The following is a 25,794-nucleotide window of genomic DNA, read 5'->3' as shown; positions in this document are numbered from 1 at the left end:
AACTAAGAGCATGGCCTCGATATTTGGCTTCAGATCAAGGGATCCGGCTCGAGACAGGCAGACCGACATGTCGCGCCTTGACCGCCTGGCAAAGCTGCTTGACCAGATCGCAGCCGAGGTCGAGGCGGAGAAAAACGGCCTTGAGAATCGCTACCGGACAAAGGCCACCAACGCGGCCTTCCTGGTCGAGGCGATGGAAAATGGGGCGACCTCCTCCAGCAGATCCTCCGAGGTCAGCGAGCTGACGAAGTCGATCCTGAACTACGAGCGGCGCATCGTGGCGCTCGCGCGCCAGAACGAATTGATGAAGGATCTCCGTCATTCGCTGGATGCAATTTTCGACGAAAGCGCCCAGCGTAGCTCGACCGCCAAGGCTGATTTCGCCAAGCCGGCCGCCGGCTCGGGGTGAACTTCAACATCCCTGGGTGGCCCACAGGCAGGAGGTTGGTGTCACTGGGCAAGTTAAGAGGCAGCACAAGGAAGGTACTGGCAGAAGGTCAAGGTCAGCTCGTTTGGTTATGGTTTGAAGACTTTGGGTTGGGGTGCAGCACAAAGATGAGTTTGGTATGAACGCGGATCCGAAAAGCACGTCCACCCGAGCAACCGGCGGCAGGCCGCTCACGCGCTCGATCAGGCAAGGGAACCTGAGGCAGCTATGTTCGGGCGGCGCGTTTCTGCTGCTCGCACTCGGCAGCCTGGTTGCAGGCCCGACCCCTTCCCATTCGCAGGACATCCCGACTGCGCCATCGTTCGTCGATGATTTCACCAGCTTCGATCGTGCGCGTTGGTACATTGCCGACGGCTGGACGAACGGCAAGCACCAGAACTGCACCTGGTCCAAAAGCCAGGTCCGGCTTTCCGACGGCATGCTGACGCTCGGTTTCGAAAAGCGGAAACTGAAGGATCGCGACTTTGCCTGCGGCGAGGTCCAGACCAAGCAGCGCTTCGGCTATGGCACCTATGAGGCGCGGATGAAAACCGATGCGGGCTCCGGCATCAATGCCGCCTTCTTCACCTACATCGGCCCCACTGACAAGCAGCCGCATGACGAAATTGACTTCGAGGTGCTGACGAAGGACACCTCCAAGGTGCAGGTCAACGCCTATATAGGCGGCAAGGGCAAGAACGAGAAATTGGTGGATGTAGCCGGCGGTACCGACAAGGCTTTTAACGACTACGCCTTCGTCTGGGAGAAGGACCGGCTGCGCTGGTACGTCAACGGCCAACTGGTGAACACGATCAAAGATCCGGCAAAGCTGCCCACTCATGCGCAAAAGATATTCTTCAGCCTGTGGGGCAGCGACACGCTGAAGAACTGGATGGGACCGTTTTCGGATCCGGGTCGAAAACTCACCATGCAAGTGGACCGTGTCGCATTCACGGCGCTAGGCCAGCCATGCCAGTTTCCAGAATCGCTGGCATGCAGCATAAAGTAAAGACTAATCTGAACCGGCCGGACCGAAAGCGCTCCGAAGTCTTGAACAGGAATGAAACCAAATGAATTTGACGGTCTTTGGAATTGGCTATGTCGGTCTCGTGCAGGCGGCGGTGCTTGCCGAGGTCGGACACCAGGTGGTGTGCGTCGACATCGACGTGAAAAAGGTCGAGCGGCTCAATCAGGGCCTCATCCCGATTTTCGAGCCCGGGCTCGAAAACCTCGTCAAGGAGAACCACGCGGCCGGCCGCATCAAGTTCACCACCGATGCCGCCGCCGCCGTCAAGCATGGCCAGATCCAGATGATCGCTGTCGGCACGCCTCCGGGCGAGGATGGTTCGGCCGACCTCAAATATGTGCTGGCCGTTGCCGAGGCCATCGGCCGGGAGATGGACGCGCCCAAGATCGTCGTCGGTAAGTCGACCGTGCCGGTCGGCACCTGCGAGAAGATAAAGGCCAGGATCGCCGCGACGCTGAAGGCGCGCGGCCGCGAGGATCTGGGTTTCGACGTCGCATCCAATCCGGAATTCCTCAAGGAAGGCTCCGCGGTGGCCGACTGCATGAAGCCCGACCGCATCATCGTCGGCACCGGCAGCGAGGATACCGAGGCGGTGATGCGTGAGCTTTACGCTCCGTTCAACCGCAACCACGAAAAGATGATCGTGATGGATGTGCGCAGCGCCGAGTTCACCAAATACGCGGCCAATTGCATGCTGGCGACCAAGATCAGTTTTATGAACGAAATGGCCAACCTGGCCGAGGAACTCGGCGCCGACATCGAGGAGGTCCGCAAGGGCATCGGCAGCGATCCGCGCATCGGCTACCACTTCATCTATCCGGGCCTCGGCTATGGCGGCTCATGCTTCCCCAAGGACGTGCGCGCCCTGATCAAGACCGCCGAAGGCGTCAAATTCGATGCCAAGCTGCTGCGCGCGGTCGAGGAACGCAACAACGAACAGAAGTCGGTCCTGTTCGACAAGGTGAACCGCTATTTCAAGGGCAATCTGAAGGGCAAGACCTTTGCGCTGTGGGGCCTCGCTTTCAAGCCCAATACCGACGACATGCGCGAGGCGCCGGCGCGTGTCTTGATGGAAGCGCTCTGGAAGGCCGGTGCCAAAGTGCAGGCTTACGATCCCGAGGCGATGCAGGAATGCCAGGCCATCTACGGACTGCGCGAGGATCTGCTTTTGTGCGGGACCAAGGAGGCAGCGCTGCGTGGCGCCGATGCGCTCATGATCGCAACCGAGTGGAAGAACTTCCAGGCGCCGTCGTTCGACGCGATGAAGGATGCGCTGATCACGCCGATCATCTTCGACGGCCGAAATCTCTACGACCCCAAGGTCATTGCTCGCTACGGCATCGAATATCACAGCATCGGCAGGATGGCGGCGTGAGATCATGCGGGAAAGCCTGTTGCCATGACAGCGGGACACGACGGAGGCTGGCGGGAACTGATGGATATCTTCTGCCTTCGTAAACCGCTTTTGAACAAACCCAGAATGCGACAAGGAGCCGGACCCATGAAAGTCCTTTTTGCAGGTGGCAACGGTTACACTCCCCAGTTCAGCGGCGGTGTCCAATCCAGCACCCACCATCTGGCCGAAAAGTTGCTTGAACATGGCCACGAGGCATCAGTGCTTGCCGCGCTGTTCGGCCAGGGCGTCTTTGGCTACAAGGCGCGCGCCAAGATGAAGCTTCTGAGGCAGCGCGCCGTCATCGACAGCTATCCCGGTTACCCTGTGGTGCGGGCGTGGTTTCCCTGGGAAGCGGCGCGCTTTGCCGTCGAAAGGCTCGATCCCGACGTTGCCGTCGTGCAGTGCCACAAATCGGTGCCGATCGGAAAGGCGCTGCAGGCGCTTGGCGTGCCGCTGGTCGTCTATCTGCGGAACGTCGAATTCCACGAATTGGGCGGGGATCTGCGCGAGCTGCATTCGGCGCTTTATATCGCCAATTCCGAGTTCACAGCGCGCACCTACAAGGCAAAATTCGACATCGATTCGACGGTCATACCGCCGACCATCAATCCCGCGCTCTACAGCACGCCCACGACAGGCGAGTTTGTTACACTGATCAACCCTTACAATGAAAAAGGGTTTGAACTCGCGGTGCGCATTGCCGGCCAATGCTCCGAAATTCCGTTCCTGTTCGTCGAAAGCTGGAAGCTCGACGACGACCACCGGGCACAGATCGAACGGACCATCGCGCCGCTGCGCAATGTCAGGCTGGAAAGCCGCACCAGCGACATGAAGACGGTCTATAGCCGCACCAAGATCCTGCTGGCGCCCAGCAAATGGGAAGAGGCCTGGGGGCGCGTGGCATCCGAGGCCCATTGCAGCGGCATTCCGGTCGTCGGGTCCCGGCGCGGCGGCCTGCCGGAAGCGATTGGCGCCGGCGGCGTGGTGCTCGATTATGACGCACCGCTCGACGACTGGGTCGCGGCGATCAGGCGGCTGTGGAACGACAGCCAGGAATACGAACGGCTCTCGGCGGCGGCACGTGAATTTTCCGAGCGGCCGGCACTGCATCCTGAACGTCAGTTCGCGACCTTCTTTTCGATGCTCGACCGGGCGGCCCAGCAGGGTTCGCGCCAAGCCGCCTGATTAATGCATGTCGCCCAAAAGCATGCCCTTGAGGCTTGAACCGAGGTTGCGCAGCGGTCGGATGAATTGCAATTTCACTGAGCGACATCAGTTCGCCTGTAGCCATGAATTGTCATGACCAGTTTGTCCGACGCCGGCATCGGCTCCCATTTGCCGGCCCAACCTGCGTCCATTACCGCGCCTGCCGCAACCCATAGATCGAAGTACGCCTTCATGGGCTTGTTCGGAAAGGCACCGCCCAGAGTGTCAGCCGGCGTAACCACGGCAGCTTCTTTGCCGTCAATGAGGAAAGCAACACGTTTTCCCGCCTCATATTCTATGCCAAGGCGGTATCTTTTCCCCGAGAGGTCGCCGAGTTGGATCCACTTTAGCCAAACGCTCTTGTGCTGATTGTCGACGTTTGCCCAAACATTGAGCTGTAGTCCTTTCGTGCCCACGAATTCAAAATCGATTTCCTCATGGGCTTTGTCGTTAAAAGTCCAAAGCGGAGCTGCAACAAGCCCTGGCTTCATCGTCGGGAGAGTGACATCCACTTCCCACCTTGCCGATGAAAAGTCCGATTTACCGCCGGCTACGACCTGTGCGGAAGCTTTCTCGCTGACAGTAAGCTGAAGCGCGCCGTCAACGATTTTGGCGTTCGCCGCCTTCCAGTCATAACCTCCGAGCTTGGGCTCGCCCCACTGCGATGGCACGAAGGGATTGTTATACTTCCAAAGTTGGAGCTTGACCGCTGACCAATCCGGAAGCTTGTCAACGGCAGCTTCAGCGTCTCCTGCTGCAACACTCTCTGCCACGGCTCGCCTATGAACCAGTTGCAATGCTGCCGAGGCAGCAAGAAGAGCCGACAGTTGTCTGCGTGTGAAATTCATGCGTCTATCTCCGATGGCAGATTCCAGCTTTCCCGACGGCTCATGATGGCCGTTCGTGGTGACCGGCGAACCACACCGTAGATGGTGAAATCGGCGGCATGATGTCCCTTGGCCACAGTTTTGGCTCGACATCTAAGCCGGTCGTTTGACCCGGCTCTTCAGTGTCTCATAGCCGCGTTCGCCAAGCAGCCTGCGCGCGACGATCTTGATGGCCGTCTTGCGCCCTTCCTGCGAATTCATCTGTTTCAAACTGCCTGGAAAGTTGCGGGCGATCCGTCCAAGTGCAGGCAGCGACAGCGAGTCGGGATAAATGACAAGATGCGTTTCCACGCACAGCACCGGTTTGCCGGAAAGCTCGGCGATCTTGAGGGCCTGCTGGTGCTCGCTTTCGATGACCAGCATGGCATCGGACTTGCGCTAGAAATCGGCCTTGAAATTGCCATGCACGCCAAGCCGCTGCCGCCGCTCCGCCTTGCTCGGCAGTCGAGCATGATCAGCTTGTCGTATTTGATGTCGTGCTTTGGAGCCATGCTTCGGTGTGGTTGCGGTATTTCTCAAGCCGGCTGGTGACCAGCCATCCGATCTTGCGGGTCGGGCCAAACAGCGGCAGCGCCTCGCTCAGGAATTTCTCGTATGCGGGTCCGTCGTCGACCTGGTTTTTCAGTGTGCAGAGCGGTGATTTTGCCGGTGCGCGCATTCACTTCAGCTCGCTCGGCGCCGGCGCGGGCGGCGTCCGCGCCGGCAGTAGCTTCACAGCTTCCCACAACGATATGGCAATTTTCCCGACACCGCATCAAAAATGTTGCAACGCAACAAAACAGCCCGGAAATTCGGAGCGACAGTAGGCTATCCGAATCCCAGGAAGGAGCACGATACGACTGCGATAGCCGTCGAGCGTTCATGCACGCCAGGCCATCCGGGGTGGCAAGACGCTGAGCGATGCTGCCGGCGGGCCACCGTGGCGCGGGGATATCTTCTGCTTGTCGGGTTCAAGCGGCAAGGCTTCCGGAGATGAAGCATCAAGGGCCGGGTCGAGTTGCACAGGTTCTTTGGTTCGCTCCAACGCCACACGGTCGTAAAGCGCATCGAGGAATGCGCCCGCCGGTTCCGCGGCAAACATGGTCTCTGCCGTCCACCGGGCTTGACGTCGCAGTGGCGCCATCAGCTTCGGCTGACCGATATATGTGTTCAATCGTTCCATGGACAGGCAAGCGAGGCGCTCGACCTCATCCTGGAAATATTGGGCAAATTTCGCCTCGCCGCGCGAGTTGTATCCCGGATTCCACCAATTGCCGAGATCGTTGAGTCTCATGGGTAATGAGATTCCGTTGACACCATCCTCCAGGAATTCAGGCAGGGCACAGACCCCCGTTCCGAGAACCGGGGTGTGTTCCGACATCGATTCTATCGCCGAGTATCCAAATGTATCGCCGAAGGTGGCTAGGATGCCAAAATGCGAATTGCGCAACAATCGTCGCACCGAATGGTTTGGCAACGCGCCATAATGCTGGACATTCTTCAGGTCGAGCAACTTGATATACTGGTCAAAGAATCCTGGAGTTGTCGGATCCGTCCATATGCCGCCGCCTACCTGCAGACTCGAAACGATGTTCACTCGGATAGGCAAATTCTGCTCTATTGCTTTTTCCGCGATCTTGACCGCGACGCAGCCGCCCTTACGGCCAAAATGGGCGCCGACGAACGTCAGCACAAGTTCCTCCGCGGTGTTCTCAAACATCGCATCTTCCACGGCAGGCACGACGATGTTCGGATGGCGGACCATCAGCTTGTCCGTCAGAAGGCTTACGTTCGGATTGTCGGCGTGCTGACCCAGAAAACACCTGCGGGCAAAATGCGACAAGGCAATAATGCGGCGGCAGCCGGGGTTCGCAATCCGCGACGCCAGGTAACGAGCCATCGGCCCGCGCTTGCGAAGGGCGAACTGACGCGGCAAATGGGATTCGAACGAGATGATGAATTTCGAAGGATTGACCGGGATCCGGTTGAAGGCATGCACCAAGTCGACGGACAGGGCAGGCTCGATCAACGTCACACCTTCCAACTTCGACGAGACCAGGTTGAACGGTAGGAACCGCTTGCGCAGGATTGTATGTCTGGAGACGCGCGGCGTAACGAAACTGGTCGGATATTTGTCGTTATAGACGGCAATACGAAGAGATTTGGCCATGCCTTAACCACCGTATCCAAACAGCGGGATAGGGGATTTTAGCGAACTGCCCTATGGGCGCAGAACTGCCAAATCCTGCAATTCCACTGGAACCAAATAAAGGCGCATGAACCCCCCGGCCCCAATTCTCACCAACTTCTCGTCATATGAAAACCGATTTTTTGCTGCAACGCAATAGAACATTCGGGCGGCCTAATGTTTGTGCGGTGCGCAACAATCGCTTAATTCGCTACATAACACCAAAAATGTTGCGATGCAGCAAAAGCTGTAATAGCATCCCTGCGGGCGGGCCAACAGCGGTCGAGTTTTCATGCTGCATGTCTTGTACTTGGTACACGACGTCTCCGACCCGGCAGTGCGCCGGCGGATCATAATGCTTAAGGCAGGCGGCGCCCAGGTCACACTGGTGGGCTTCCGTCGGACAGCAAGCCCGGTCGCCGACGTCGAAGGCTTGCGCCCGATCGACCTTGGCGCGACGCGCGACGGCCGATTCGCCCAGCGGCTGGCAGCAGTCACAAAGGCGGCGGTCTCGATCGGCTCGAACCTCGGCTCGATGCCGAGACCCGACCTCATCATCGCGCGCAATCTGGAAATGCTGGCGCTTGCCCGGCGTGCCAGATCGGCTTTCCAGGCGACGGTGCCGATCGTCTACGAGTGCCTCGACATTCATCGCCTTGTGCTTCGCGACGACTTTTTGGGCAAGGCGATGCGCGGCGCGGAACGCTATCTGGCCAGGGATGTAATGCTGCTGGTGACCAGTTCGCCGGCATTTATCGCCAACTATTTCAAGCCGTTTGGGCAGATTGCCGCGCCGGTCGAGCTGCTCGAGAACAAATATTTCGAGCCTGCCGCGGTTGCGCTGGATGATCGCATGGTGGCGGATGATCCCGTCGCTCCGCCTTGGCGGATCGGCTGGTTCGGTGCGCTCCGGTGCCGCCGCTCCCTGGAGCTTCTGGCCGAATTTTCCCGACGGCTCGACGGTCGCTTCGAAATCGTCCTCAGGGGCCGCCCGGCGCTTTCCGAATTTCCGGATTTTCACGGTTTTGTCGAAGCCGAGCCCTGGCTTTCGTTTGGCGGGCCCTATCGGAACCCCGAGGATATGGCGACGATCTACCGCGAGGTCCATTTCTCCTGGGCCATCGATTTTTTCGAGCAGGGGCTGAATTCCGAATGGCTGCTGCCCAACCGTCTCTACGAGGGCTGCCGCTTCGGCGCCGTGCCGATCTCGATGGCCAACACCGAAACCGGCCGGTTCCTCGACCGGCAGGGTATAGGCGTTCTTTTGCCTCAAGCCACGCCTGAGGCCCTCGAAGCCGCCCTGGGGGATATGGACGAGCATCGTTTCGGGATGTTGCGGGCGCGTGTTCTTGCCCGCAATCCGCGAACCTGGAGCCATGATCGCAGCGATTGCCGGGCGCTCGTCGAAAAGCTTCGCGGGTTGACGGTTGTGCAGGGTCCGTATTCTGCCCAGGCACTGGCTTAGGATGGCTATCGATGGACGTGGGCCGATGATGCCAACCGAAAAGCTTGCGCCCAGCCTGATCGTGATTCCGTGCCTGAACGAAGCGGCTCACATCGGTGCGCTTGTTCATGAGCTTCGACCGTCGGCCGAGAGGCTCGGTGCCCGGATCGTCGTTGCCGATGGCGGCAGCACGGACGGCACGAGGGCAATCGTCGAGGAGATTGCCGGGAAAGATCCGCGGATCATCCTTCTTCACAATGAAAAGCGCCTCCAGAGCGCGGCGATCAATCTCGCCGTTGCCAGTTACGGCAAGGGGGCTGAATATCTCATTCGCATCGACGCGCATGGCGGCTATCCCCCCGACTATTGTGATCGGCTGGTCGAGGAGGCGCTGGCCACCGGCGCCGATTCGGTCGTCGTCTCCATGCTGACCAGCGGCAGCGGCACGGTGCAGAAAGCTGTGGCGGCTGCACAGAATTCCAAGCTCGGCACGGGCGGCTCGAAGCACCGGCATCTCTCAGTGGGCGAGTGGGTCGATCACGGCCACCATGCGCTGATGCGGATATCGGCCTTCAAGGCGGTGGGCGGCTATGACGAGACGTTCAGCCACAACGAGGATGCGGAGCTCGACTATCGGCTCCGTCAGGCCGGTTACCGAATCTGGATGTGCGGCAAGACGCAAATGATCTATTACCCGCGCGCGTCGCTCGCCGGCCTGTATTTCCAGTATCTCGGCTATGGCCGCGGCCGCGCAAAGAACGTTCTCAAGCACCGCATGATACCGAAGGTCCGGCAGATGGTGCCGCTTCTGGTGTTCCCCGTTGTCCTTTTCTCTGCCTTTTTCTTCGTGCATTGGTTGGCGGTCGTGCCGCTTCTGGTGTGGGCGTCGGTTTGTCTCGGCTATGGCGTGTGGACTGCCATCAGCCAGCGCAATCCGGACAGTGCGCTTGCTGGGATTTCGGCGATGGTCATGCATTTCGGCTGGTCCGTCGGTTTCTGGCTGCAACTGCTTGGATCGCGATCACAGCGTAGGAGGGTAGCGTGATGGGTGTGGCCGAAAAAAACCGCAGCATCGACATCTGCGTCTGCACGTTTCGGCGGCCGGAGCTTGCCGACACGCTTCGCTCCATTGCCGCCCTGGAGGAGCCTTCGGGATTCGACATCCGCGTCATCGTCGCCGACAATGATGACGGGCCGACTGCCGAGCTGCTGGTGGCGACGCTGGCGGAGACGTTGAAGCTGCCGATCAGCTATCGTCATTGCCCGGCGCGCAACATCTCGATCGCCCGCAACGCCTGCCTCGACGCCAGCATGGCGGATTTCGTCGCCTTCCTCGACGATGACGAAACGGCATCGTCCAGATGGCTCGCCGAACTGGTTGCGACGGCGGAAGTGAGTGGCGCTGCCGCCGTGCTCGGACCGGTGCGGGCGCGCTATCGGCCGGATGCGCCCGCCTGGATGCGCCGCGGCGATTTCCACTCCACCCTGCCGGTCTGGGTGGGCGGCGAGATCCGCACCGGCTACACCTGCAACGTCCTGCTCAGGATGGGCGCCGACAGCCTCCGCGGCCGGCGGTTCAGCCTGGCGCGTGGCCAGACCGGTGGCGAGGACACCGAATTCTTCGATCATATGGTCAAGGCCGGCGGTCGCATCGCCTTTTCGCCGCAGGCCTGGGTCGATGAAGTGGTGCCGCGCGCCAGGGCCGCATTCGACTGGCTCCGCCGCCGCCGGTTCCGGGTCGGGCAGACGCATGGGCACCTCCTGGGGCGCGACGCGAGTGGCCTCGCGCTGGTCAGGCAAGTCGGCCTCGCCTCGGCAAAGGCGGTCTACTGTTTCGCATTAGCAATCCCGGTCGCCATCAATCCCGTGCGCAGGAACCGCAGCGTGCTTCGTGGCATCATGCATGTCGGCGTCGTGAGCGGTCTCGTCGGTGTGCGTGAAATCCGCCAATACGGCCTGCCATCGCCGCAGGAAGGGGGCAAGCGTGCAGCCTGACGTCACCTTTGTCATTGCCGCCTACAATGCGGAGCTGACCATCGAGCGGGCGATCGCCAGCGCCATCGCCCAGCGCGATGTCAGCGTTGAGGTGATCGTCGTCGACGACCAGTCGCGCGACCGGACGCTCGATCTGGCGCGATCCTACCCCGAGGATATCGTGCGCGTCGTCGCCCTTGCACAGAACCGTGGTCCCGGCGGCGCCAGGAATGTCGGCCTTGAGCTTGCCCGCGGCCGGTGGGTCGCGGTCCTCGATTCCGATGACGCGATCTATCCCGGGCGGATCTGCACCATGATTGACCGCGCGGAGAAAGCTGGCGCAGAGATCGCGGTCGACAATCTCCAGGTCGTTCGCGAGGACGGCGTTGCCGACGAGACGATGTTCCCGGCCGACTATCTCGAGGGCTTAAGTGAAATCTCGCTGGCGGACTATATCGCCGGCAATGTGGTCTTCGAATCCAGGTTCAATCTCGGCTATCTCAAGCCGATCTTTCGGCGACGCTTCCTGAACGAAAACGGGCTTCGCTATGACGAAGGCCTGATCATCGGCGAAGATTACATCCTGCTGGCCAGTGCTCTGGCCAAGGGCGGCAAATGTGTGGTCGAGCCGACGACCGGCTACGTCTACCATATCCGGACCGGCTCCATTTCCCGCGTGCTCGAACTTCATCACGTCGAGGCGATGCGCAAGGCCGATCTCGCCTTCGCCAGAACCCATTCGATGGACGCCAAGGCCGAGGCCGCTTTCGCAAGGCGCACACGCAGCCTGCGCAAGGCGGCGTCGTTCCTTTCGCTAGTCCAGCACATCAAGGCGCGGTCCCCGCTCAAGGCGGTGTGGACGGCGCTCAGCGATCCGGCGGCCGTTCGGCATATGAGCATGCCGATCGCCGTTCGGCTGCGAAGGGTGGCGGCACAATTTGCCGTGGGTGCGGGGGAGGTGAAAGGTGCAGGCAGGTGAAAACAGTTTTCGCGGCCTGCGACAGGTTGAAGTCGATCTCCTCAGAAGGAATATGCAATGAAGAAAGTCAGGAAGGCAGTCATACCGGTAGCGGGGCTTGGAACGCGATTCCTGCCGGCGACCAAGTCGATGCCGAAGGAAATGCTGCCGGTCGTCGACAGGCCTGTCGTGCAATATGCGGTGGACGAGGCGTTCGAAGCCGGCATCGAGCACATTGTCTTCGTGACGGGCCGCAACAAGGCGGTCATAGAGGATTATTTCGACCTGCATCCAGAATTGATCGGGACTTTGGAGCAGACCGGCAAGACGGCGCAGCTTCAGGCGCTCGAAAGCCTGCTTCCCGTGGCTGGTGCGACGAGCTTCATCCGGCAGCAGTCGCCGCAAGGTCTCGGCCATGCGGTATGGTGCGCCCGGGAAGTCATCGGCGACGAACCTTTCGCATTGCTGTTGCCGGACATGGTGTCCTTCGGCGGGCGTGGATGTCTCGCTGAAATTGCCGACCTCTATGCACAGACCGGCGGAAACGTCATCGCCGTCGAGCGCTGCGATCCGACCGAGACCAGCAAATACGGCATTGTCGGCTGCGGCGCGGATGTCGGCTCGGGCTTTGAGGTCACCGCCATGGTCGAAAAGCCAACTCCAGCCAATGCGCCGTCGAACTACTACATCAACGGCCGCTACATCCTGCAGCCCGAGATATTCGCGCTACTCGGCAATCAGCAGCGCGGCGCCGGCAACGAAATCCAGCTGACCGACGCCATGGTTCGCCTTGCGCAGAGCCAGGCTTTCTTTGCCCAGCCCTTCAACGGCCGGATGTTCGACTGCGGCTCGAAGGAAGGGTTCATCCAGGCCAATATCGCCTTTGCGCTGGCGCGTGACGACATGAAGGGGCCAATCTTCGAGATGCTTGAGGAGTTCGTCCGGTCGCATGAGCGCCGGGTGGAAGCCGCATAATGCCGATTTTTTGGGAGCATTAGCATATGGACGGTGACGCAAGACATGCCGATTCGCAGCCGCCCGGGTTTCGCGTTGTCTGGCATGAAGCTTGCGTCGTATATGGGCTGATGCTCCCGATCTTGCTTCAGCGCCTGCAAACGAGAGCATCGGACCCAAAGTAGAGAGCGGTTTTGGAAATCCGATGCTCAAACAAGAGATAGAGCGGCGGCACAGGTCGACTTGAGGGACCGCCGCTCTAGATGCAAACTAGAATTGGACCGAAGATGAATTATGCCAATTTTCCTCTCGACAAGAGGAAACCATTGCCGAGTTCGGACGCTGTCAGCGCCGACGATTTCATCGATGTCGAGCGCCTGCTCAGCATGGCAGCAAGGCAGGCAAAGGTGGTCGCGGCATGCGCTGCCATCGGTCTTTTTCTGGGCGTGCTCTATTTGCAGACCACGCCTCCCACCTACATGGCGACGAGCCGCGTGCTAATCGACGAAGGCTTGAATAAGGTCGTTGACGAGGTCTCGGCGGCGTCGGTCAGCATGCAGACCGAGTCCGCCATTCTGAGCCAGATCGAAATTCTCCACTCGGCGAGGTTGGCGGCGGTAGTCGTCGACAAGCAGAAGCTCGATCAGAACGACGCCTTCTTGTATCCTCCGACGTCGGCCGTGTCGAAGGCGGCCGGCTTTGTGCGCGGCGTGATCCGGTACTTCCGTCCCAGCCCCGCCGTGGGTACCACCGACGTCACCCAGCTTGATCCGGCGACGCGTGACGCGATGATTGCCTCGTCACGCCGCGATTACGCGATCCTCAAACTGCAAAACGAAGTGCAGGCCGAGCGCATCGGTCGAAGCTATGTGATCTCCATCGCCTACCAGGCGACGGATCCCACCCTTGCAACCGCGATCACCAAAGCCTATGCCGACGCCTATCTCGCGGATCAGCTCGATGCGAGCTTCGATGCGACCGAGCGGGCGGCGGTCTGGCTGCAAGGCCGGCTGACGGAGCTTCGCGAAAGTTCCCAGGCAGCGGCGCTCGCGGTCGAGAAGTTCAGGGCCGAACATGGACTGGCCGTCGACGACGGCCAGTTGATCAGCGACAAGCAACTGTCGGACCTCAATGGCCAGCTCATTGAGGCGCAGGCCGACACCGCCCGTGCCAGCGCCCGCTACCAGCAATACAAATCGATCGTCGAAAGCGGTTCGGACAACGCATTCAGGGACGCCGCCATATCCGCCGACCAGCCGGGCAACTCGGTCATTTCAACGCTCAAGACCCGCTATCTCACTGTCGCCAAGCGGCAGCAGGATATTGAAGCCAATTTCGGGGCCGAGCATCCCCAGGCGGTCGCACTTGCCAAGGAAAAGGCCGACATATCGGCGCAGATTTTCGGCGAGCTGAAACAATTGACCGAAAGCTACCGTAACGAATACGAAGTCGCTCTCGCGCGCGAGACGGCGCTCCGCGCAAATGTCGCGTTAGCGGCGGGCAAGAGTTCCATCGATAACCAGTCGCAGGTCAAGCTGCGCGAACTGGAGCAGAAGGCAACGGCGCTCTCGACGCTCTATCAGACATTCCTTGGCCGCTACGAGGAAGCCTCCCAGCAGCAATCCTTCCCGGTCGGCAAGATCCGCGTCATCTCGGACGCGACGCTGCCGCAGTCCGCGGCAACCCCGCGCACGTCCATGGTGCTGGGACTTTCGCTTGTGCTTGGCCTGATTATGGGGGCCGGGGTTGGTGGGCTGAATGAATTCAGGGAGCGGTTCTTCAGGACCGGCGAAGACGTTCGCGATCGCGTCGGCCTCAAATTCCTTGGCTACCTGCCGATCATTGGCAGCAAGGTCGCCAAGGACGACAAGCGCGATGACGGTCAGGCGGACGTCAAAACCGCCCAATCACCGTCAGCCGCTGAAAGACGCGCGCGCATGCGGGTGAGCATCGACGCCCCGGCATCGATGTTTTCCGAAACGCTGCGCAGCGCCAAGATTGCCTTCGACGTCGTGATGGAAGGGCAAGGCAGCCGGGTCATCGGCGTGATCTCGGTTCTTCCCGGTGAGGGCAAGTCGACCGTGGCGGCGAATCTGGCCGGACTGCTTGCTGCCAACGGGTCGAAAACCCTGCTGGTGGACGGCGACCTGCGCAACCCCGGCCTCAGCCGCAGCCTTGGCATGGAGGCCGAGCAAGGCCTGATGGAGGCGGTAGTGAGCGGGCAGACCTGGCAGTCCGTCGGCAAGATCGACCGGCAGACCAAGCTGGCGATTGTCCCGGCTGTGCCGCGGGGTCACTTCTCGCACACCAGCGAGCTTCTATCGTCGGCCGGGATGCGGCGTTTCATCGACAATGCCAAGGAGACCTTCGAGTACATCATCGTCGATCTGCCGCCGCTCGGCCCCGTGGTCGATGCCAAGGCCTTTGCTCCGCTTGCCGACGGATTCGTGCTCGTAACCGAGTGGGGGCGCACGCCGCGTGCGATGGTGCAATCCATACTGAGTTCGGAACCCTATATCGCCAACAAAATCGTCGGCGTGGTTTTGAACAAGGTCGATTTGAAGAAGCTGGCGAAGTATGGATCGATCGGCGGCTCGGAAAAATTCTTCGACAGATATTCGACCTACTATCTGGAAAAATCGGAAGCGCGGACGAAAGCAAACACCTGAGGCCGGTATATAGGAACGGATCTTGAGCAGATCGTCGTCGTCCCATGCCGATCACGATGGCCACGACCTCCATCAGATGGAAGCGGCCCAGCCACAGCAAGGTCCAGACGACGGCGTAAAAGGCGATCTCGATGCCGAGCGTCCAGTAGACGCTGTCGACCCAGGGCGAGTAGGGAGCGAACACTGCCGTGGGTCACGGCATCCGTCGGCCAGCTGAGCCCGACGAGGAGCAGCACCGCCGCGGTGACCGGCGCAGATCCAGACCGCCGGCGCCAGCCGCCTCACCCTCGCCTCGGAAACCGCAAGGCGGTCGAGTTTTCGGCGCTGAAGGCGATGACGAAGCCGCTGATGACGAAAAACACTTGTACCCCGACCCATCCGGAGCCGAGCATCTCCAGTTGCGGATGCGGCGGGATGCCGCCGGTGGCCCGTGCCGAAACGCCGGCGGGAAAGGCCCACACCCAGGAACCATAGTGGTAGAACATCACGAGGACTGCGGCGAGAAATCGAAGTATGTCGACGCCGCCAAATGTGGTTTTTGCTGAGCCATGCCGTAGGTGGGCGCCCCGACAAAACTGCATGGCGATTTGCTGCATTGCACAATAGCCAATTGGCTACCGGCGGGCTGTCGATGGTCCGATGTCTTTACAGGCCGATTCCGCGTCCCTTCAGCGCCGCGGTGATTTCGTCGAGAATGACCGGGTCATCGATGGTCGCCGGCATCGTCCATTCTTCCTTGTCGGCAATCTTCTGCATGGTGCCGCGCAGGATCTTGCCGGAGCGCGTCTTTGGCAGGCGCTTGATCGTCACCACCGTCTTGAGGGCGGCGACCGGGCCGATCCGCTCGCGCACCAGCGTGACCACCTCGGTCTCGATGGAGCCGGTGTCACGCGCGACACCCGCATTCAGCACGACGAAGCCGAGCGGAACCTGGCCCTTCATCGCATCCGCGATGCCGATGACGGCGCATTCGGCAACATCGGGATGCGCGGCCAGCACCTCCTCCATGGCGCCGGTCGACAGCCGATGGCCGGCGACATTGATGATGTCGTCGGTTCGGGCCATGACGAACAAATAACCGTCCTCGTCCATCATGCCGGCATCCGCCGTCTTGTAACAGCCGGGGAATTCGTCGAGATAGGCTTGGCGAAACCGGTCATCGGCATTCCACAGCGTCGGCAGGCAGCCGGCCGGCAGCGGCAGCTTGACCACGACATTGCCCAACGTGCCGCGCGGCACTTCGTGGCCGGCATCGTCGAGCACGCGGATGTCGTAGCCGGGCATCGGCACCCCGGGCGAGCCGTATTTCACCGGCAGCAGGCCCAATCCGGCTGGGTTGATGGTCATCGGCGAGCCGGTCTCGGTCTGCCACCAATGGTCGATCACCGGCACGCTCAGTTTCTGCTCCGCCCATTTGATGGTTTCCGGATCGGCGCGCTCGCCGGCGAGGAACAGCGTGCGGAATTTCGACAGGTCGTATTTGGGGACGAATTCGCCCTTTGGGTCCTGTCCCTTGATGGCGCGGAAGGCGGTCGGCGCGGTGAACAGCGCGACCACGCCATGCTCTGATATCACCCGCCAGTAGGTGCCGGCGTCGGGCGTGCCGACCGGCTTGCCTTCGAACATGACGGTCGTGCAGCCATGCAGAAGCGGGCCGTAGACGATGTAGGAATGGCCGACCACCCAGCCGACATCGGAAGCCGCCCAGAACACCTCGCCCGGCTTGACGCCGAACTCGTTCTCCATCGACCATTTCAGCGCAACCATGTGGCCGCCATTGTCGCGCACGATGCCCTTGGGCTGGCCGGTCGTTCCGGACGTGTAGATGATGTAGAGCGGATCGGTGGCGAGCACTGGAACGCAGTCGACATTGGCGCCTGCGGCCCGCTCACGGGCGACGGCGTCGGCATAGTCGATGTCGTGGGTTTCTCTGAGCTCGCAGGGCAGCTGGTCGCGCTGGAGGATGAGGCAGGCCTCGGGCTTGTGCCGCGACATCTCGATCGCCTTGTCGAGGAGCGGCTTGTAGGCGACGACGCGCCCGGGCTCCAGGCCGCAAGAGGCGGAAATGATCAGCTTCGGCCTGGCGTCGTCGATGCGCGTGGCGAGCTCATGCGAGGCAAAGCCGCCGAAGACGACCGAATGCACGGCGCCGATGCGGGCGCAGGCAAGCATGGCGAACGCCGCTTCCGGCACCATCGGCATATAGATGATGACCCGATCGCCTTTCTGGACGCCGCGGTTCTTCAGCACCGACGTCAGCGCGACCACCTCGCGTTTCAGTTCGGCATAGGTGAATTTCCTGGTCGTGCCGGAAATCGCGCTGTCATGGATCAGCGCGATCTGATCGGCGCGGCCACCCGCCACGTGGCGGTCGACGGCGTTGAAGCAGGTGTTGCAGGAGGCGCCGCCAAACCAGCGCCCATAGACGCCGGCATTCGGATCGAAGACCGTGTCGAACGGTGCGAACCAGTCGATGGCTTTGGCCGCATTCGCCCAGAATTTTTCCGGGTCGCGTTTCCAGCCGTCATAGACCTCGTGGTAGCGTGACGCCATCCGGCTTCCTCCCCAGGAATGTCTGCTGTCTTTGAAATAGCGTATGCTGTTTCTGCAAGCATATGCAATTTCGTCTTTTGGCGTTCTCGCCTTGGTCGCAAATACCCGGCACGATGGTCTCGGGTCATAATTTGGGTCTGGGGTCATATGGGGCAAGGCGCAATGAAGTTGCGATGCAAGGTTGGATCTGCCGTATTGGCGGCGATGCTGTTGATGGTCGCTTCCGCCGCTCAGGCCGGCGATGCGGCGGCACGGCGCATTATCGGCTTTTCGCCGGACGGTACCTACTTCGCCTTCGAACAGTACGGCACGCTCGACGCCGGTGCTTCGAATTCGGGCTGGTCGGAGATCGACATCATCGACACGCGCACCGATGAGTTCGTCGGCGGCAAACCGATCCGCATCGTCGACGAAACCGAGGATGCGACGCTCACTCTCGATCAGGCGAGGGCACAGGCTGCCGCGCAGGCGGCGCCGATCCTCGCCCAATATGCCATAGCGGCGCGCGGCGAGCGGACGGCCTTGGACAGGTTCACCTTTCCGGACGACATGGTCGCTTACCAAGACATTGCGCGCCTCGAGCAGGTCTCGCAGAAATGGCTTTCGCCGACCTATGACGAGCTCGGCATCTCGATCATCCAGCTCGACCAGCTACTTGCCGACAGCAAGATGGATTGCTCGTCGAGTTTCGACGAGCAGCAAGGCGCCACGGCCGGCAAGGCGTTCGGTTTCCGCCTGACGCTGCAGGCACAGGATGGCAAGCCGTTCCAACTGCTGCATGAGGACAAGACCGTGCCCGCCTCGAGGAATTGCCCGACCTCCTACAGCCTGTCGGAATCCTATGCATTCACCCCGGACGGCAAACCGGCAGTGCTTGCCGTGCTCGTGCAACGCTTCAGCCAGGGATTTGAAGGACTGGACCGCCGCTTTATCGCCGTGACCGGCCAGCTGCGTTGAAAAGCGCCTGCTTGCGCTCAAATACGGTTCTAAAGCGGCAGCGCCGCGAGCATGAGGCCGACACCGCCGGCGATCAGCAAGGCAGCGGCCAGCGCCTTTCTGTGACGTTCGAAATCCGTCGGCGCTCGATCCCAATTGTAACGCATGTTCTGCCCTCCCAAAACCGCCGGGTTCCTTACCTTACCAAACAGAGCAACATTGTGCCTAACTCACCACACTGGCCTGATAGCGCATGACAGTTTTGTCACCGACTGTTGTTGGGAGTCTTTGCGAAGGGCCACTTCGCAGACTGAAGCGGGCTTTGCTTTTTAACCGCCGCTTTTTGTCGTAAGCGGCAGCGCGGTGTTGGCGGTTCTACATCCCCCAGCGCAGCGCAGCCGTATGCACCGGTGCGTCCCACAATGCGGTCGTCTCGTCGTCGACCATGGTCAGCGTGATCGAGCAGCCGGCCATGTCGAGCGATGTCACATAGGACCCGACCAGTGAGCGAGTGACCGTCACGCCGTTTTTCCCGAAGATTTTCCGGGCGCTGTTGTACATCAGATAGAGCTCCATCAGCGGCGTGCCGCCGAAGCCGTTGACGAAAAGCAGCGCCGGGCCTTTTGCCCTGTCGCCGAGATCCCCCAGGATTGCTGCGCAGATCTCCTCGGCGATGGCATCGGCGCTCTTCAATGTGTCGCGGCGGCGGCCGGGCTCGCCATGAATGCCGACGCCGAACTCCATCTCGCCGTCGCCGATATCGAAGGTCGGCTTGCCGGCCGCCGGTACCGTGCAGCTGGTCAGCGCTATGCCCATAGACCGCGTTGCGCCATTGACGCGTTCGCCAAGCGCCTTCAACGGCTCCAGTGCCATGCCTTGCTCGGCTGCGGCGCCGACGATCTTCTCGACCACCAGTGTACCGGCAACGCCGCGCCGGCCAGTGGTGTAGGACGAGTTCTCGACCGCGACGTCGTCATTGGTCACCACTTGCATGACCCCCTCCGACATTTCGGCTGCCATCTCGAAATTCATCACATCGCCCTCGTAGTTCTTGACGATAAACAGGCAGCCGGCGCCGGTGTTGACCGCCTCCGCAGCCGCCAGCATCTGGTCCGGCGTCGGCGAGGTGAACACCTGACCGGGGCAGGCGGCGTCCAGCATTCCATGGCCGACCAGCCCGCCATGCAGCGGTTCGTGGCCAGAGCCGCCGCCGGAAATCAGCGCCACCTTGCCGGGCTTGAGCGCCTTGCGGCGAACGAATTTGTGCTCGTCGCCCAGCACCAGTATGTCGGAGTGCGCGGCGACGAAGCCGTCGAGGCTTTCGGCCAGCACCGTGTCGACCGAATTCAGAAATTTCTTCACGACCGTCCTCCCGAAATGGCCAGGCGTGGCACGACTATGTCCCGCCCTTGCCGGCGATGCTGGTGATCTTCTGGATGAAATCGTTGACCGCCCGGTCGAGCGCTGCATTCTGCTTGTCGTCGCCGAAATCGGGAACGATCAGCGAGACATGCCGCGTCTTGCGCATGCCTGATGCAACCGACATTTTTCCGGGATGCGCCTGATGGTAGGCGGCAAGAAAATGGTCGCGTTCGGCCGGGCTGAAATGGCAGACGGAGAAAATAGCCGGCAAATGTTTCGACGGGATCGGGATCGAATAGGCCGGGCTGGAAATCTGCGTGACGAAGCTGCGGTGCTTGCCGAGCGCATCGGCCAAGCGCTGGCGCATGCCGGACGGGCGCTGTTCGAGGACCTGCGACAGGATCATCTTATAAGCGCGGATCGCCTCTTCGGAGCCGGGTTCGGGTGTCTTCTCGGCCATGCCCGCGCCTAGATCGAAACGTCCGCAATGGCCGCCTTGGCCATTGCGAGTTGGGCGGGAACCACGGAAAGGTCACGCAGGCCGGCCTCGATCAGCGCCGGGATCGCCGCCGGATCGCCGCCGGCGTCGCCGCACAAGCTGACCGGAATCTTTTGCGCGCGGCCGAACGCCGCAACCGAGCCGATCAGCCGAAGCACGGCCGGATGCCTGATCGAATTGAGATGCGCAACCGAAGCATTGTCGCGCGCCGCCGCCATCACATATTGGGTGAGGTCGTTCGAGCCGATCGACAAGAAAGCGACCTCGGCAAAAGCCTCAGGAGCGATCGCCACCGATGGCACCTCGACCATGATGCCGAGCGGCGGCATTTTTTGCGCGACGCCGCGCGCGGCAAGCGCGGCCTTCTCTTCCGCGAACAGGGCGGCGGCACGCTGATATTCGTCCACAACGGCGATCATCGGGAACATCACCTTGAGATTGCCATGAATGGCGGCGCGCAGCAGCGCCCGGATCTGTACCCGAAAAACCTCCGGCCTTGCCAGCGATAGCCTGATGCCGCGCAGGCCGAGAAACGGATTGCCCTCCTCGACGGTGAAGCCCGGCAGCGGCTTGTCACCGCCGGCGTCGACTGTACGAATTGTCACCGGTCTGTCTTCAGCCCATTCGAGCACTTTGCGGTAGGCTCGATATTGCGTTTCCTCATCCGGCAGCGTCTTGCCGAACAGGAATTCGGTCCGCATTAGCCCGACGCCGTCGCAGGTCGAGACATCGATGCTGTCGACATCGGACGGATCGGCGATGTTGACATGCACTCGCACCGCCGTGCCGGCTTTCGTTACTGCCGGCCGGGTCAAAAAAGTTCTTGCCCGGTCGCGACGTGCCGCGAAAGAGGACGATTTTCGCCGGAACGCGTCGACCTCCGCCCTTGATGGCGCCAATATGACGCCGCCATGCTCGGCATCAAGCAGGGCGACGCCGGCAAGATGAGCCGGCGAAGCACCGAGCCCCACGATCATCGGCACGCCGCGCGAGCGCGCCAGCATGGCGACATGGCTGGCGGCACTGCCCGCTTTCAGCGCAATGCCGCCGCCGGAACTCCAGTCGGTTTCGAGAAAGCGCGTCGGCGCGATGTCCTCGCCATAGAAGATGGCTCCTGCCGGCGCCGCAGCCTCGCTCTCTTCGGTCAGTGCACGCAGCACCTGGTCGCGTATGTCGTGCATGTCGGCGGCGCGCGCCCGGAAATAGTCCTGATCGGACGTCTCGTAGCCCACAATTTCGGCGTCGAGCGCCTGCCGCCATGCCGTATCGGCCGGCTGGCCGACGGCAATCGCGGCAAAGGCCGGGCCGGTCAGTGCATCGTCCTCCAGCATGGCGAGCTGGAATTCGAGAATTTCGGCTGCATCGCCCTCGGTCGCTTCGACGAGCGTCGCAAGTCGGCCGGTCGCTGCCTTGATTGCCGTTCCGAGCGCGAGCCTCTCGTCAGCGGCGGTCGCTTTACGGTTATAGCGCGCGACAACCGGATCGAGGTTGAACAGCGGCCCTTCGGCATAGCCGGCCGAAGCCGGAATCCCCTTCAGCCTAAGCGGTTCGGGCATGGTCCACGCCCTCGTCGAAGTCGCGCCGCACCAGTTCGACCAGCGCGCCGACCGCTTCGCCGGCGCCGTCGCCCTTGGCTCTGAGATGCAGCACCGTGCCTTTCGGCGCCTTGGCCGCCATCACCTTGACGATGCTCTTGGCGTCGAACCAAGGCCCGTTGGCGGCGAGCGCCACTTCGACGTCGGCTGAAAATGTTTTGGCGAGCTTGGTGAACTTCACCGAAGGGCGCGCATGCAGACCGACCTCGTGGGTGATCAGGACTGTGGCTTCGGCGGATGCGGACATTGAGTCAAAATTCCTGTTCATTCACGACGGCGACAATTCGTGTGCCGTCGCCACCACTTCCCTGAGCGAGGCGCCGCCGGACGCCTCCGTCGCCGCCATCACCGCGCCTTCGACGATCGGCGCGTTGCAGACGATGATCTTGTGCGCGCGCGGCTCGCCGATCATCTCGACCGCCATCTCGCTGTTCGTCTCGGCGCCGCCAAGATCGACAAGTATGGCGACACCGGCCTCCGACCAGGCCTTGTCGATGGCGCCCATGATCGCCTCGACATTGGTTCCCAGCCCGCCATGGCCGTTTCCGCCACACCATGCAAGCGGCACTTCGTCGCCGACCATCTGGCGCACCATTTCGGCCGTGCCTTCGGCGACCAGCGGTGAATGCGATACGATAACGATGCCGACATTGCTCATGCTTGCCCCTCGATGCTTTCGACGACGGCCCGCACCAGAAGCGCGACCGAGCGCCCGCCGGCATCCATGTGGCCGATCGAGCGGTCGCCGAGAAACGAGGCGCGTCCGCGCAAGGCTTTCATCGGCACGGTGGCAGCGGCCGCATTGTCCGCGAGATCGGCGATTTCCGCCCCGGTTTTTCCCTGCAGCAGGGCGTCATGCACCGGCTTCAGCACGTCGAGCATAGTCTTTTGCCCGACCTGCGACTTGCCCCTGGCTGCCACCGCCTCGATTGCCTTACCGAAAGCTGCCGCCAGATTGGCGTGATCCGGCTCAGCGGAAATCTCCTTGCCGAGCGCCATGAACAGCGTCCCGAACAGCGGTCCCGATGCCCCGCCGACCGTCATCACCAGCTTGGTGCCGATCGCCTTCAGCGCCTCCGGCAATGGCTTTGCCGCGAACGCCTCGGCCTCAGCCCGCACCGCCTCGAAGCCGCGCTTCATATTGAGCCCATGGTCGCCGTCGCCGATCGCCTGGTCGAGCGCGGTCAGCTCGTCCGCGTGAGCTGCAATCGTGTCGGCGGTGGCTGGTATCAGCGTCTTCAGGTCAACCTTGTCCATCGTCCCAGTCTTGTCCAGCGTCCCAGGGCTCATCGGTTTGCAATCCTGTTGCCGGCCTGGTCGAAGAACAGCGGCGCCCGGTAACGAATAGCCACCCTGTCGCCTTTTTCCAATTGCGTGTCGGGGTCGGTCAGCGTCACCAGCTTTTTGCTTCCCACCGTCACATGCAGGTGATTCTGGTCGCCCAGATGTTCGACCCAGTCAACAACGCCGTCGGCGGGGCCGTTCGATGCCTTGCCGATCGACAGATGTTCTGTACGCGCACCGATCGTCTTGGTTCCCGCCGGCATGTCGCCATCGGGCAGCAGGCCGGTCGGCAACAGATTGATCGCCGGCTGGCCGAGCCTTGCGGCGACATGAAGGTTTGCCGGCTCGGAATAGATCGTCCGCGGCGTGCCGATCTGCACCAGAACGCCATCGGCGAGAATCCCGATCCGATTGGCCATCGTCATCGCTTCGATCTGGTCGTGCGTGACATAAAGCATGGTAGCGCCGACCTCGGCCTGAATGCGCTTCAGCTCAAGCCTGAGGTCGGCGCGCAGCTTGGCATCGAGCGACGACAGCGGCTCGTCCATCAGGTAGATCGAGGGCTTGCGCACTAGGGCGCGTCCGATGGCAACGCGCTGCATCTCGCCGCCGGAAAGTTTGGTGGAGCGGTTGGAGAGCTTGTGGTGGATACGCACCATCCTGGCCACATCCTCGACGCGGCGGCGCACCGCGTCCTCGCTCAGCCGCCGCGCCGGCGAGCGCAGCGGAAAGGCCAGGTTGTCGTAGACCGACAGATGCGGATAGAGCGAATATTGCTGGAAGACGAAGGCGGTGTCGCGCTCGGCAGGCGACAACATTGTCGCATCACGGCCGCCGATATGGATTGAGCCCGTATCCGGCCGTTCCAATCCTGCGATAAGCCGGAGCGTCGTCGTCTTGCCGGCCCCGGTCGGGCCGAGCAGCACGACGAATTCGCCATCGGCGACGTGCAGATCGAGAGTGTCCACGGCGACATGCTCGCCGAAGGCTTTTGTCACGCCTTTGATGTGCACGTCAGCCATGATGCGCTTTTCCCTGGGAGGCCCCGTCATGGATTGCGGTTCGCACCGCGCGGCCGGATCCCTTCTCGAACAGCGACAGCCGTGCGCTGCTCAGCGCCAGGCCGACATGGTCGCCCGCATTGAGCCGGATTTCGGCCGGCACCCGCGCCTTGATGATGCCGCCTGATGTCTCCACCGCAACGATCTGCGTGGTGCCGAGATATTCGGTGCCATAGATGGCGCCGCGCAGCTTCGAGCCATCGTCGAAGCGGATGTGTTCCGGCCGGATGCCGAGCGCCATGTCGGTCGACGCGATATCCTCGCGCACCTCCGGCACTGCCACCTTGGCGCCTTGCACCACGATCTCCCTGGCGCCCTTTGAAAGCCCGCCGCCAAAGCCGAGAAAATTCATCGGCGGCGAGCCGATGAAATCGGCGACGAACATGGTCGCCGGCCGATCGTAGATTTCGCGTGGCGTGCCGAATTGTTCGATGACGCCGTGGTTCATCACCGCTATCTTGTCAGCCATCGACATCGCTTCCATCTGGTCATGCGTGACGTAGACCGTGGTGGCGTGGATGCGGTTGTGCAGTTCGCGCAGCTCGTGGACCATGAGATCGCGGAATTCCGTGTCGAGCGTGCCGAGCGGCTCGTCCATCAGGAAGCATTTGGGCCGCCGCACGATGGCGCGGCCGAGCGCCACGCGCTGGCGGTCGCCGCCGGCAAGGCCGGAGACTGATTTGTTGAGCAGATGGTCGATGCGCAACAGCTTCGCCGTCTCCTCGACGCGCTGGCGGATTTCGATGCCTGGCATGCCTTGCGCCAGCAGCGGGAAACCGATGTTCCTGCGCACATTCATATGCGGATAGAGCGCGAACAGCTGGAAGACGAAGGCGATGTCGCGCTCGCGGGCACGCCGCATGGTGACGTCCTCGCCACCGAGCAGGATCTTGCCGCCGGTCGGCAGTTCGAGCCCGGCAATCATGCGCAACATCGTCGTCTTGCCGCAACCCGACGGCCCCAGCATGACGAAGAACTCGCCATCCCCGACGACGAAGCTGGAATCCTGCACGGCGACGAAATCGCCGAATGCCTTTCTCAGATGCTCGACCCTGATCTCCGCCATCGTCTACTCCGGAAACTTCGAGACGATGATGAACATCGCCGTGCCGGCAAGCATGGTGATGAAGGAATAGGTGTAGAGCGGCAGCGCGAAGGGCTGGAACAGCATCAGGAAGCCAATGGCGATGATCGCGGTAGCGATATTCTCCATCAGTCCGCGCCTGAGGGCGCGCGGCCAGGGAGAGCGTTTGGTATGGGTACGACGGGTCATGATGACAAGCTCCGCGACCCCTTCTCCCCGTCACTATACGGGGAGAAGGTGGCCCGAAGGGCCGGATGAGGGGCGGCGCCAAAATCTGAAAAGCTTGCGCTGCCCCTCACCTGCCTGCCGGC

General features: G+C 61.6%; 24 protein-coding genes and 1 pseudogene. 11 read left to right on the top strand and 14 right to left on the bottom strand.

Features of this window, described 5'->3' with window-relative positions; genetic code table 11:
• The first annotated feature begins 10 nt into the window (after positions 1–10).
• The 4 genes from EN807_RS01740 (at position 11) to EN807_RS01725 (ending at position 4,035) form a co-directional block, all read left to right on the top strand.
• On the top strand, positions 11–409 hold the full coding sequence (locus EN807_RS01740; protein WP_135933647.1) for a hypothetical protein: 399 nt from the start codon (positions 11–13) through the stop codon (positions 407–409).
• A gap of 157 nt (positions 410–566) precedes the next feature.
• Complete coding sequence (locus EN807_RS01735) at positions 567–1,436, top strand: glycoside hydrolase family 16 protein (protein ID WP_135933646.1); 870 nt, start codon at positions 567–569, stop codon at positions 1,434–1,436.
• 61 nt (positions 1,437–1,497) lie between these two features.
• On the top strand, positions 1,498–2,829 hold the full coding sequence (locus EN807_RS01730) for a UDP-glucose/GDP-mannose dehydrogenase family protein (protein ID WP_029347687.1): 1,332 nt from the start codon (positions 1,498–1,500) through the stop codon (positions 2,827–2,829).
• A 126-nt stretch (positions 2,830–2,955) separates the two neighbouring features.
• Complete coding sequence (locus EN807_RS01725) at positions 2,956–4,035, top strand: glycosyltransferase (RefSeq protein WP_135933645.1); 1,080 nt, start codon at positions 2,956–2,958, stop codon at positions 4,033–4,035.
• Positions 4,036–4,109: 74 nt separating this feature from the next.
• On the opposite strand, the gene EN807_RS01720 is transcribed toward EN807_RS01725, so the two are convergent.
• The 3 genes and pseudogenes from EN807_RS01720 to EN807_RS01710 form a co-directional block, all read right to left on the bottom strand.
• On the bottom strand, positions 4,110–4,904 hold the full coding sequence (locus EN807_RS01720) for a family 16 glycosylhydrolase (RefSeq protein WP_189522317.1): 795 nt from the start codon (positions 4,902–4,904) through the stop codon (positions 4,110–4,112).
• A 132-nt stretch (positions 4,905–5,036) separates the two neighbouring features.
• A pseudogene (locus EN807_RS37580) lies at positions 5,037–5,553 on the bottom strand (phosphoribosyltransferase); the annotation flags it as partial.
• Positions 5,554–5,802: 249 nt separating this feature from the next.
• Positions 5,803–7,092, bottom strand: coding sequence for a glycosyltransferase family 4 protein (locus tag EN807_RS01710; protein WP_135933643.1), 1,290 nt, complete (start codon positions 7,090–7,092; stop codon positions 5,803–5,805).
• Between the two features lie 310 nt (positions 7,093–7,402).
• Between EN807_RS01710 and EN807_RS01705 the strand changes: the two genes are divergently transcribed.
• From EN807_RS01705 to EN807_RS01680, 6 genes are all read left to right on the top strand, one after another.
• Positions 7,403–8,575, top strand: coding sequence for a glycosyltransferase family 4 protein (locus tag EN807_RS01705; RefSeq protein ID WP_135933642.1), 1,173 nt, complete (start codon positions 7,403–7,405; stop codon positions 8,573–8,575).
• A gap of 28 nt (positions 8,576–8,603) precedes the next feature.
• A complete protein-coding gene (locus EN807_RS01700) occupies positions 8,604–9,599 on the top strand; it encodes a glycosyltransferase family 2 protein (RefSeq protein ID WP_135935748.1) in 996 nt (331 codons plus the stop codon).
• Positions 9,599–10,549: a glycosyltransferase family 2 protein gene (locus EN807_RS01695; RefSeq protein WP_135933641.1), complete on the top strand. Its 951-nt coding sequence runs from the start codon at positions 9,599–9,601 to the stop codon at positions 10,547–10,549. Before EN807_RS01700 ends, EN807_RS01695 begins: the two co-directional genes overlap by 1 nt.
• On the top strand, positions 10,539–11,507 hold the full coding sequence (locus EN807_RS01690; protein ID WP_135933640.1) for a glycosyltransferase family 2 protein: 969 nt from the start codon (positions 10,539–10,541) through the stop codon (positions 11,505–11,507). Before EN807_RS01695 ends, EN807_RS01690 begins: the two co-directional genes overlap by 11 nt.
• 57 nt (positions 11,508–11,564) lie before the next feature.
• Entirely contained in the window at positions 11,565–12,461 is an 897-nt protein-coding gene (locus EN807_RS01685; RefSeq protein WP_135933639.1) for a UTP--glucose-1-phosphate uridylyltransferase, read from the top strand.
• A gap of 266 nt (positions 12,462–12,727) precedes the next feature.
• The gene (locus EN807_RS01680; protein ID WP_135933638.1) at positions 12,728–15,109 is read left to right on the top strand and encodes a polysaccharide biosynthesis tyrosine autokinase; all 2,382 of its coding nucleotides are present in this window, start codon (positions 12,728–12,730) and stop codon (positions 15,107–15,109) included.
• A gap of 281 nt (positions 15,110–15,390) precedes the next feature.
• Here EN807_RS01680 and EN807_RS36310 read toward each other — a convergent pair whose 3' ends face one another.
• Both EN807_RS36310 and EN807_RS01670 read right to left on the bottom strand, forming a co-directional pair.
• Positions 15,391–15,594: a hypothetical protein gene (locus EN807_RS36310; RefSeq protein ID WP_246683996.1), complete on the bottom strand. Its 204-nt coding sequence runs from the start codon at positions 15,592–15,594 to the stop codon at positions 15,391–15,393.
• 160 nt (positions 15,595–15,754) lie between these two features.
• Positions 15,755–17,662 carry a propionyl-CoA synthetase gene (locus EN807_RS01670; RefSeq protein WP_135933637.1) on the bottom strand — a complete coding sequence of 636 codons (1,908 nt, stop codon included), beginning with the start codon at positions 17,660–17,662 and terminating at the stop codon, positions 15,755–15,757.
• Between the two features lie 213 nt (positions 17,663–17,875).
• Here EN807_RS01670 and EN807_RS01665 point away from each other — a divergent pair, with 213 nt between their 5' ends.
• Positions 17,876–18,619, top strand: coding sequence for a DUF2259 domain-containing protein (locus EN807_RS01665; protein WP_246683995.1), 744 nt, complete (start codon positions 17,876–17,878; stop codon positions 18,617–18,619).
• A gap of 354 nt (positions 18,620–18,973) precedes the next feature.
• Here the strand turns inward: EN807_RS01665 and dhaK are convergent, their stop codons facing one another.
• Genes dhaK through EN807_RS01620 form a run of 9 tightly spaced genes read right to left on the bottom strand, consistent with a single transcriptional unit; the run spans position 18,974 to position 25,672 of the window.
• Positions 18,974–19,960 (bottom strand): dihydroxyacetone kinase subunit DhaK, encoded by a 987-nt coding sequence (gene dhaK / locus EN807_RS01660; RefSeq protein WP_135933636.1) that lies wholly within the window; start codon positions 19,958–19,960, stop codon positions 18,974–18,976.
• A gap of 34 nt (positions 19,961–19,994) precedes the next feature.
• Positions 19,995–20,420 (bottom strand): hypothetical protein, encoded by a 426-nt coding sequence (locus EN807_RS01655; protein WP_135933635.1) that lies wholly within the window; start codon positions 20,418–20,420, stop codon positions 19,995–19,997.
• An 8-nt stretch (positions 20,421–20,428) separates the two neighbouring features.
• Positions 20,429–22,015 (bottom strand): phosphoenolpyruvate--protein phosphotransferase, encoded by a 1,587-nt coding sequence (ptsP, locus tag EN807_RS01650; protein ID WP_135933634.1) that lies wholly within the window; start codon positions 22,013–22,015, stop codon positions 20,429–20,431.
• Positions 21,999–22,301 carry an HPr family phosphocarrier protein gene (locus EN807_RS01645; protein WP_135933633.1) on the bottom strand — a complete coding sequence of 101 codons (303 nt, stop codon included), beginning with the start codon at positions 22,299–22,301 and terminating at the stop codon, positions 21,999–22,001. The genes ptsP and EN807_RS01645 overlap by 17 nt, the downstream gene beginning before the upstream one ends.
• Before the next feature lie 21 nt (positions 22,302–22,322).
• A complete protein-coding gene (gene dhaM, locus EN807_RS01640) occupies positions 22,323–22,712 on the bottom strand; it encodes a dihydroxyacetone kinase phosphoryl donor subunit DhaM (RefSeq protein ID WP_135933632.1) in 390 nt (129 codons plus the stop codon).
• Positions 22,709–23,311, bottom strand: a complete 603-nt coding sequence (dhaL, locus tag EN807_RS01635; RefSeq protein ID WP_135935746.1) for a dihydroxyacetone kinase subunit DhaL — start codon at positions 23,309–23,311, stop codon at positions 22,709–22,711. The genes dhaM and dhaL overlap by 4 nt, the downstream gene beginning before the upstream one ends.
• Before the next feature lie 29 nt (positions 23,312–23,340).
• A complete protein-coding gene (locus tag EN807_RS01630; protein WP_135933631.1) occupies positions 23,341–24,360 on the bottom strand; it encodes an ABC transporter ATP-binding protein in 1,020 nt (339 codons plus the stop codon).
• Complete coding sequence (locus EN807_RS01625) at positions 24,353–25,465, bottom strand: ABC transporter ATP-binding protein (protein WP_135933630.1); 1,113 nt, start codon at positions 25,463–25,465, stop codon at positions 24,353–24,355. Before EN807_RS01625 ends, EN807_RS01630 begins: the two co-directional genes overlap by 8 nt.
• Positions 25,466–25,468: 3 nt before the next feature.
• Positions 25,469–25,672, bottom strand: coding sequence for a hypothetical protein (locus EN807_RS01620; protein ID WP_135933629.1), 204 nt, complete (start codon positions 25,670–25,672; stop codon positions 25,469–25,471).
• Positions 25,673–25,794: the final 122 nt, after the last annotated feature.

This window comes from Mesorhizobium sp. M5C.F.Ca.ET.164.01.1.1 (assembly GCF_004792125.1).
Taxonomy (GTDB): Bacteria; Pseudomonadota; Alphaproteobacteria; order Rhizobiales; family Rhizobiaceae; genus Mesorhizobium; species Mesorhizobium wenxiniae.
This window is presented reverse-complemented; position numbering and strand designations above follow the sequence as displayed.

What these genes read in the sequence shown, in the direction of transcription:
- EN807_RS01695 (WP_135933641.1), top strand. Translation starts at nt 9,599, where the DNA reads ATGGGTGTGGCCGAAAAAAACCGCAGCATCGACATCTGCGTCTGCACG.
- EN807_RS36310 (WP_246683996.1), bottom strand. Translation starts at nt 15,594, where the DNA reads ATGTTCTACCACTATGGTTCCTGGGTGTGGGCCTTTCCCGCCGGCGTT.
- EN807_RS01740 (WP_135933647.1), top strand. Translation starts at nt 11, where the DNA reads ATGGCCTCGATATTTGGCTTCAGATCAAGGGATCCGGCTCGAGACAGG.
- EN807_RS01620 (WP_135933629.1), bottom strand. Translation starts at nt 25,672, where the DNA reads ATGACCCGTCGTACCCATACCAAACGCTCTCCCTGGCCGCGCGCCCTC.
- EN807_RS01720 (WP_189522317.1), bottom strand. Translation starts at nt 4,904, where the DNA reads ATGAATTTCACACGCAGACAACTGTCGGCTCTTCTTGCTGCCTCGGCA.
- EN807_RS01665 (WP_246683995.1), top strand. Translation starts at nt 17,876, where the DNA reads ATGGTCGCTTCCGCCGCTCAGGCCGGCGATGCGGCGGCACGGCGCATT.
- dhaM (WP_135933632.1), bottom strand. Translation starts at nt 22,712, where the DNA reads ATGAGCAATGTCGGCATCGTTATCGTATCGCATTCACCGCTGGTCGCC.
- EN807_RS01625 (WP_135933630.1), bottom strand. Translation starts at nt 25,465, where the DNA reads ATGGCGGAGATCAGGGTCGAGCATCTGAGAAAGGCATTCGGCGATTTC.
- EN807_RS01685 (WP_135933639.1), top strand. Translation starts at nt 11,565, where the DNA reads ATGAAGAAAGTCAGGAAGGCAGTCATACCGGTAGCGGGGCTTGGAACG.
- ptsP (WP_135933634.1), bottom strand. Translation starts at nt 22,015, where the DNA reads ATGCCCGAACCGCTTAGGCTGAAGGGGATTCCGGCTTCGGCCGGCTAT.
- EN807_RS01735 (WP_135933646.1), top strand. Translation starts at nt 567, where the DNA reads ATGAACGCGGATCCGAAAAGCACGTCCACCCGAGCAACCGGCGGCAGG.
- EN807_RS01680 (WP_135933638.1), top strand. Translation starts at nt 12,728, where the DNA reads ATGAATTATGCCAATTTTCCTCTCGACAAGAGGAAACCATTGCCGAGT.
- EN807_RS01655 (WP_135933635.1), bottom strand. Translation starts at nt 20,420, where the DNA reads ATGGCCGAGAAGACACCCGAACCCGGCTCCGAAGAGGCGATCCGCGCT.
- EN807_RS01630 (WP_135933631.1), bottom strand. Translation starts at nt 24,360, where the DNA reads ATGGCTGACGTGCACATCAAAGGCGTGACAAAAGCCTTCGGCGAGCAT.
- EN807_RS01725 (WP_135933645.1), top strand. Translation starts at nt 2,956, where the DNA reads ATGAAAGTCCTTTTTGCAGGTGGCAACGGTTACACTCCCCAGTTCAGC.
- dhaL (WP_135935746.1), bottom strand. Translation starts at nt 23,311, where the DNA reads ATGGACAAGGTTGACCTGAAGACGCTGATACCAGCCACCGCCGACACG.
- EN807_RS01705 (WP_135933642.1), top strand. Translation starts at nt 7,403, where the DNA reads ATGCTGCATGTCTTGTACTTGGTACACGACGTCTCCGACCCGGCAGTG.
- EN807_RS01670 (WP_135933637.1), bottom strand. Translation starts at nt 17,662, where the DNA reads ATGGCGTCACGCTACCACGAGGTCTATGACGGCTGGAAACGCGACCCG.
- EN807_RS01645 (WP_135933633.1), bottom strand. Translation starts at nt 22,301, where the DNA reads ATGTCCGCATCCGCCGAAGCCACAGTCCTGATCACCCACGAGGTCGGT.
- EN807_RS01700 (WP_135935748.1), top strand. Translation starts at nt 8,604, where the DNA reads ATGCCAACCGAAAAGCTTGCGCCCAGCCTGATCGTGATTCCGTGCCTG.
- EN807_RS01710 (WP_135933643.1), bottom strand. Translation starts at nt 7,092, where the DNA reads ATGGCCAAATCTCTTCGTATTGCCGTCTATAACGACAAATATCCGACC.
- EN807_RS01730 (WP_029347687.1), top strand. Translation starts at nt 1,498, where the DNA reads ATGAATTTGACGGTCTTTGGAATTGGCTATGTCGGTCTCGTGCAGGCG.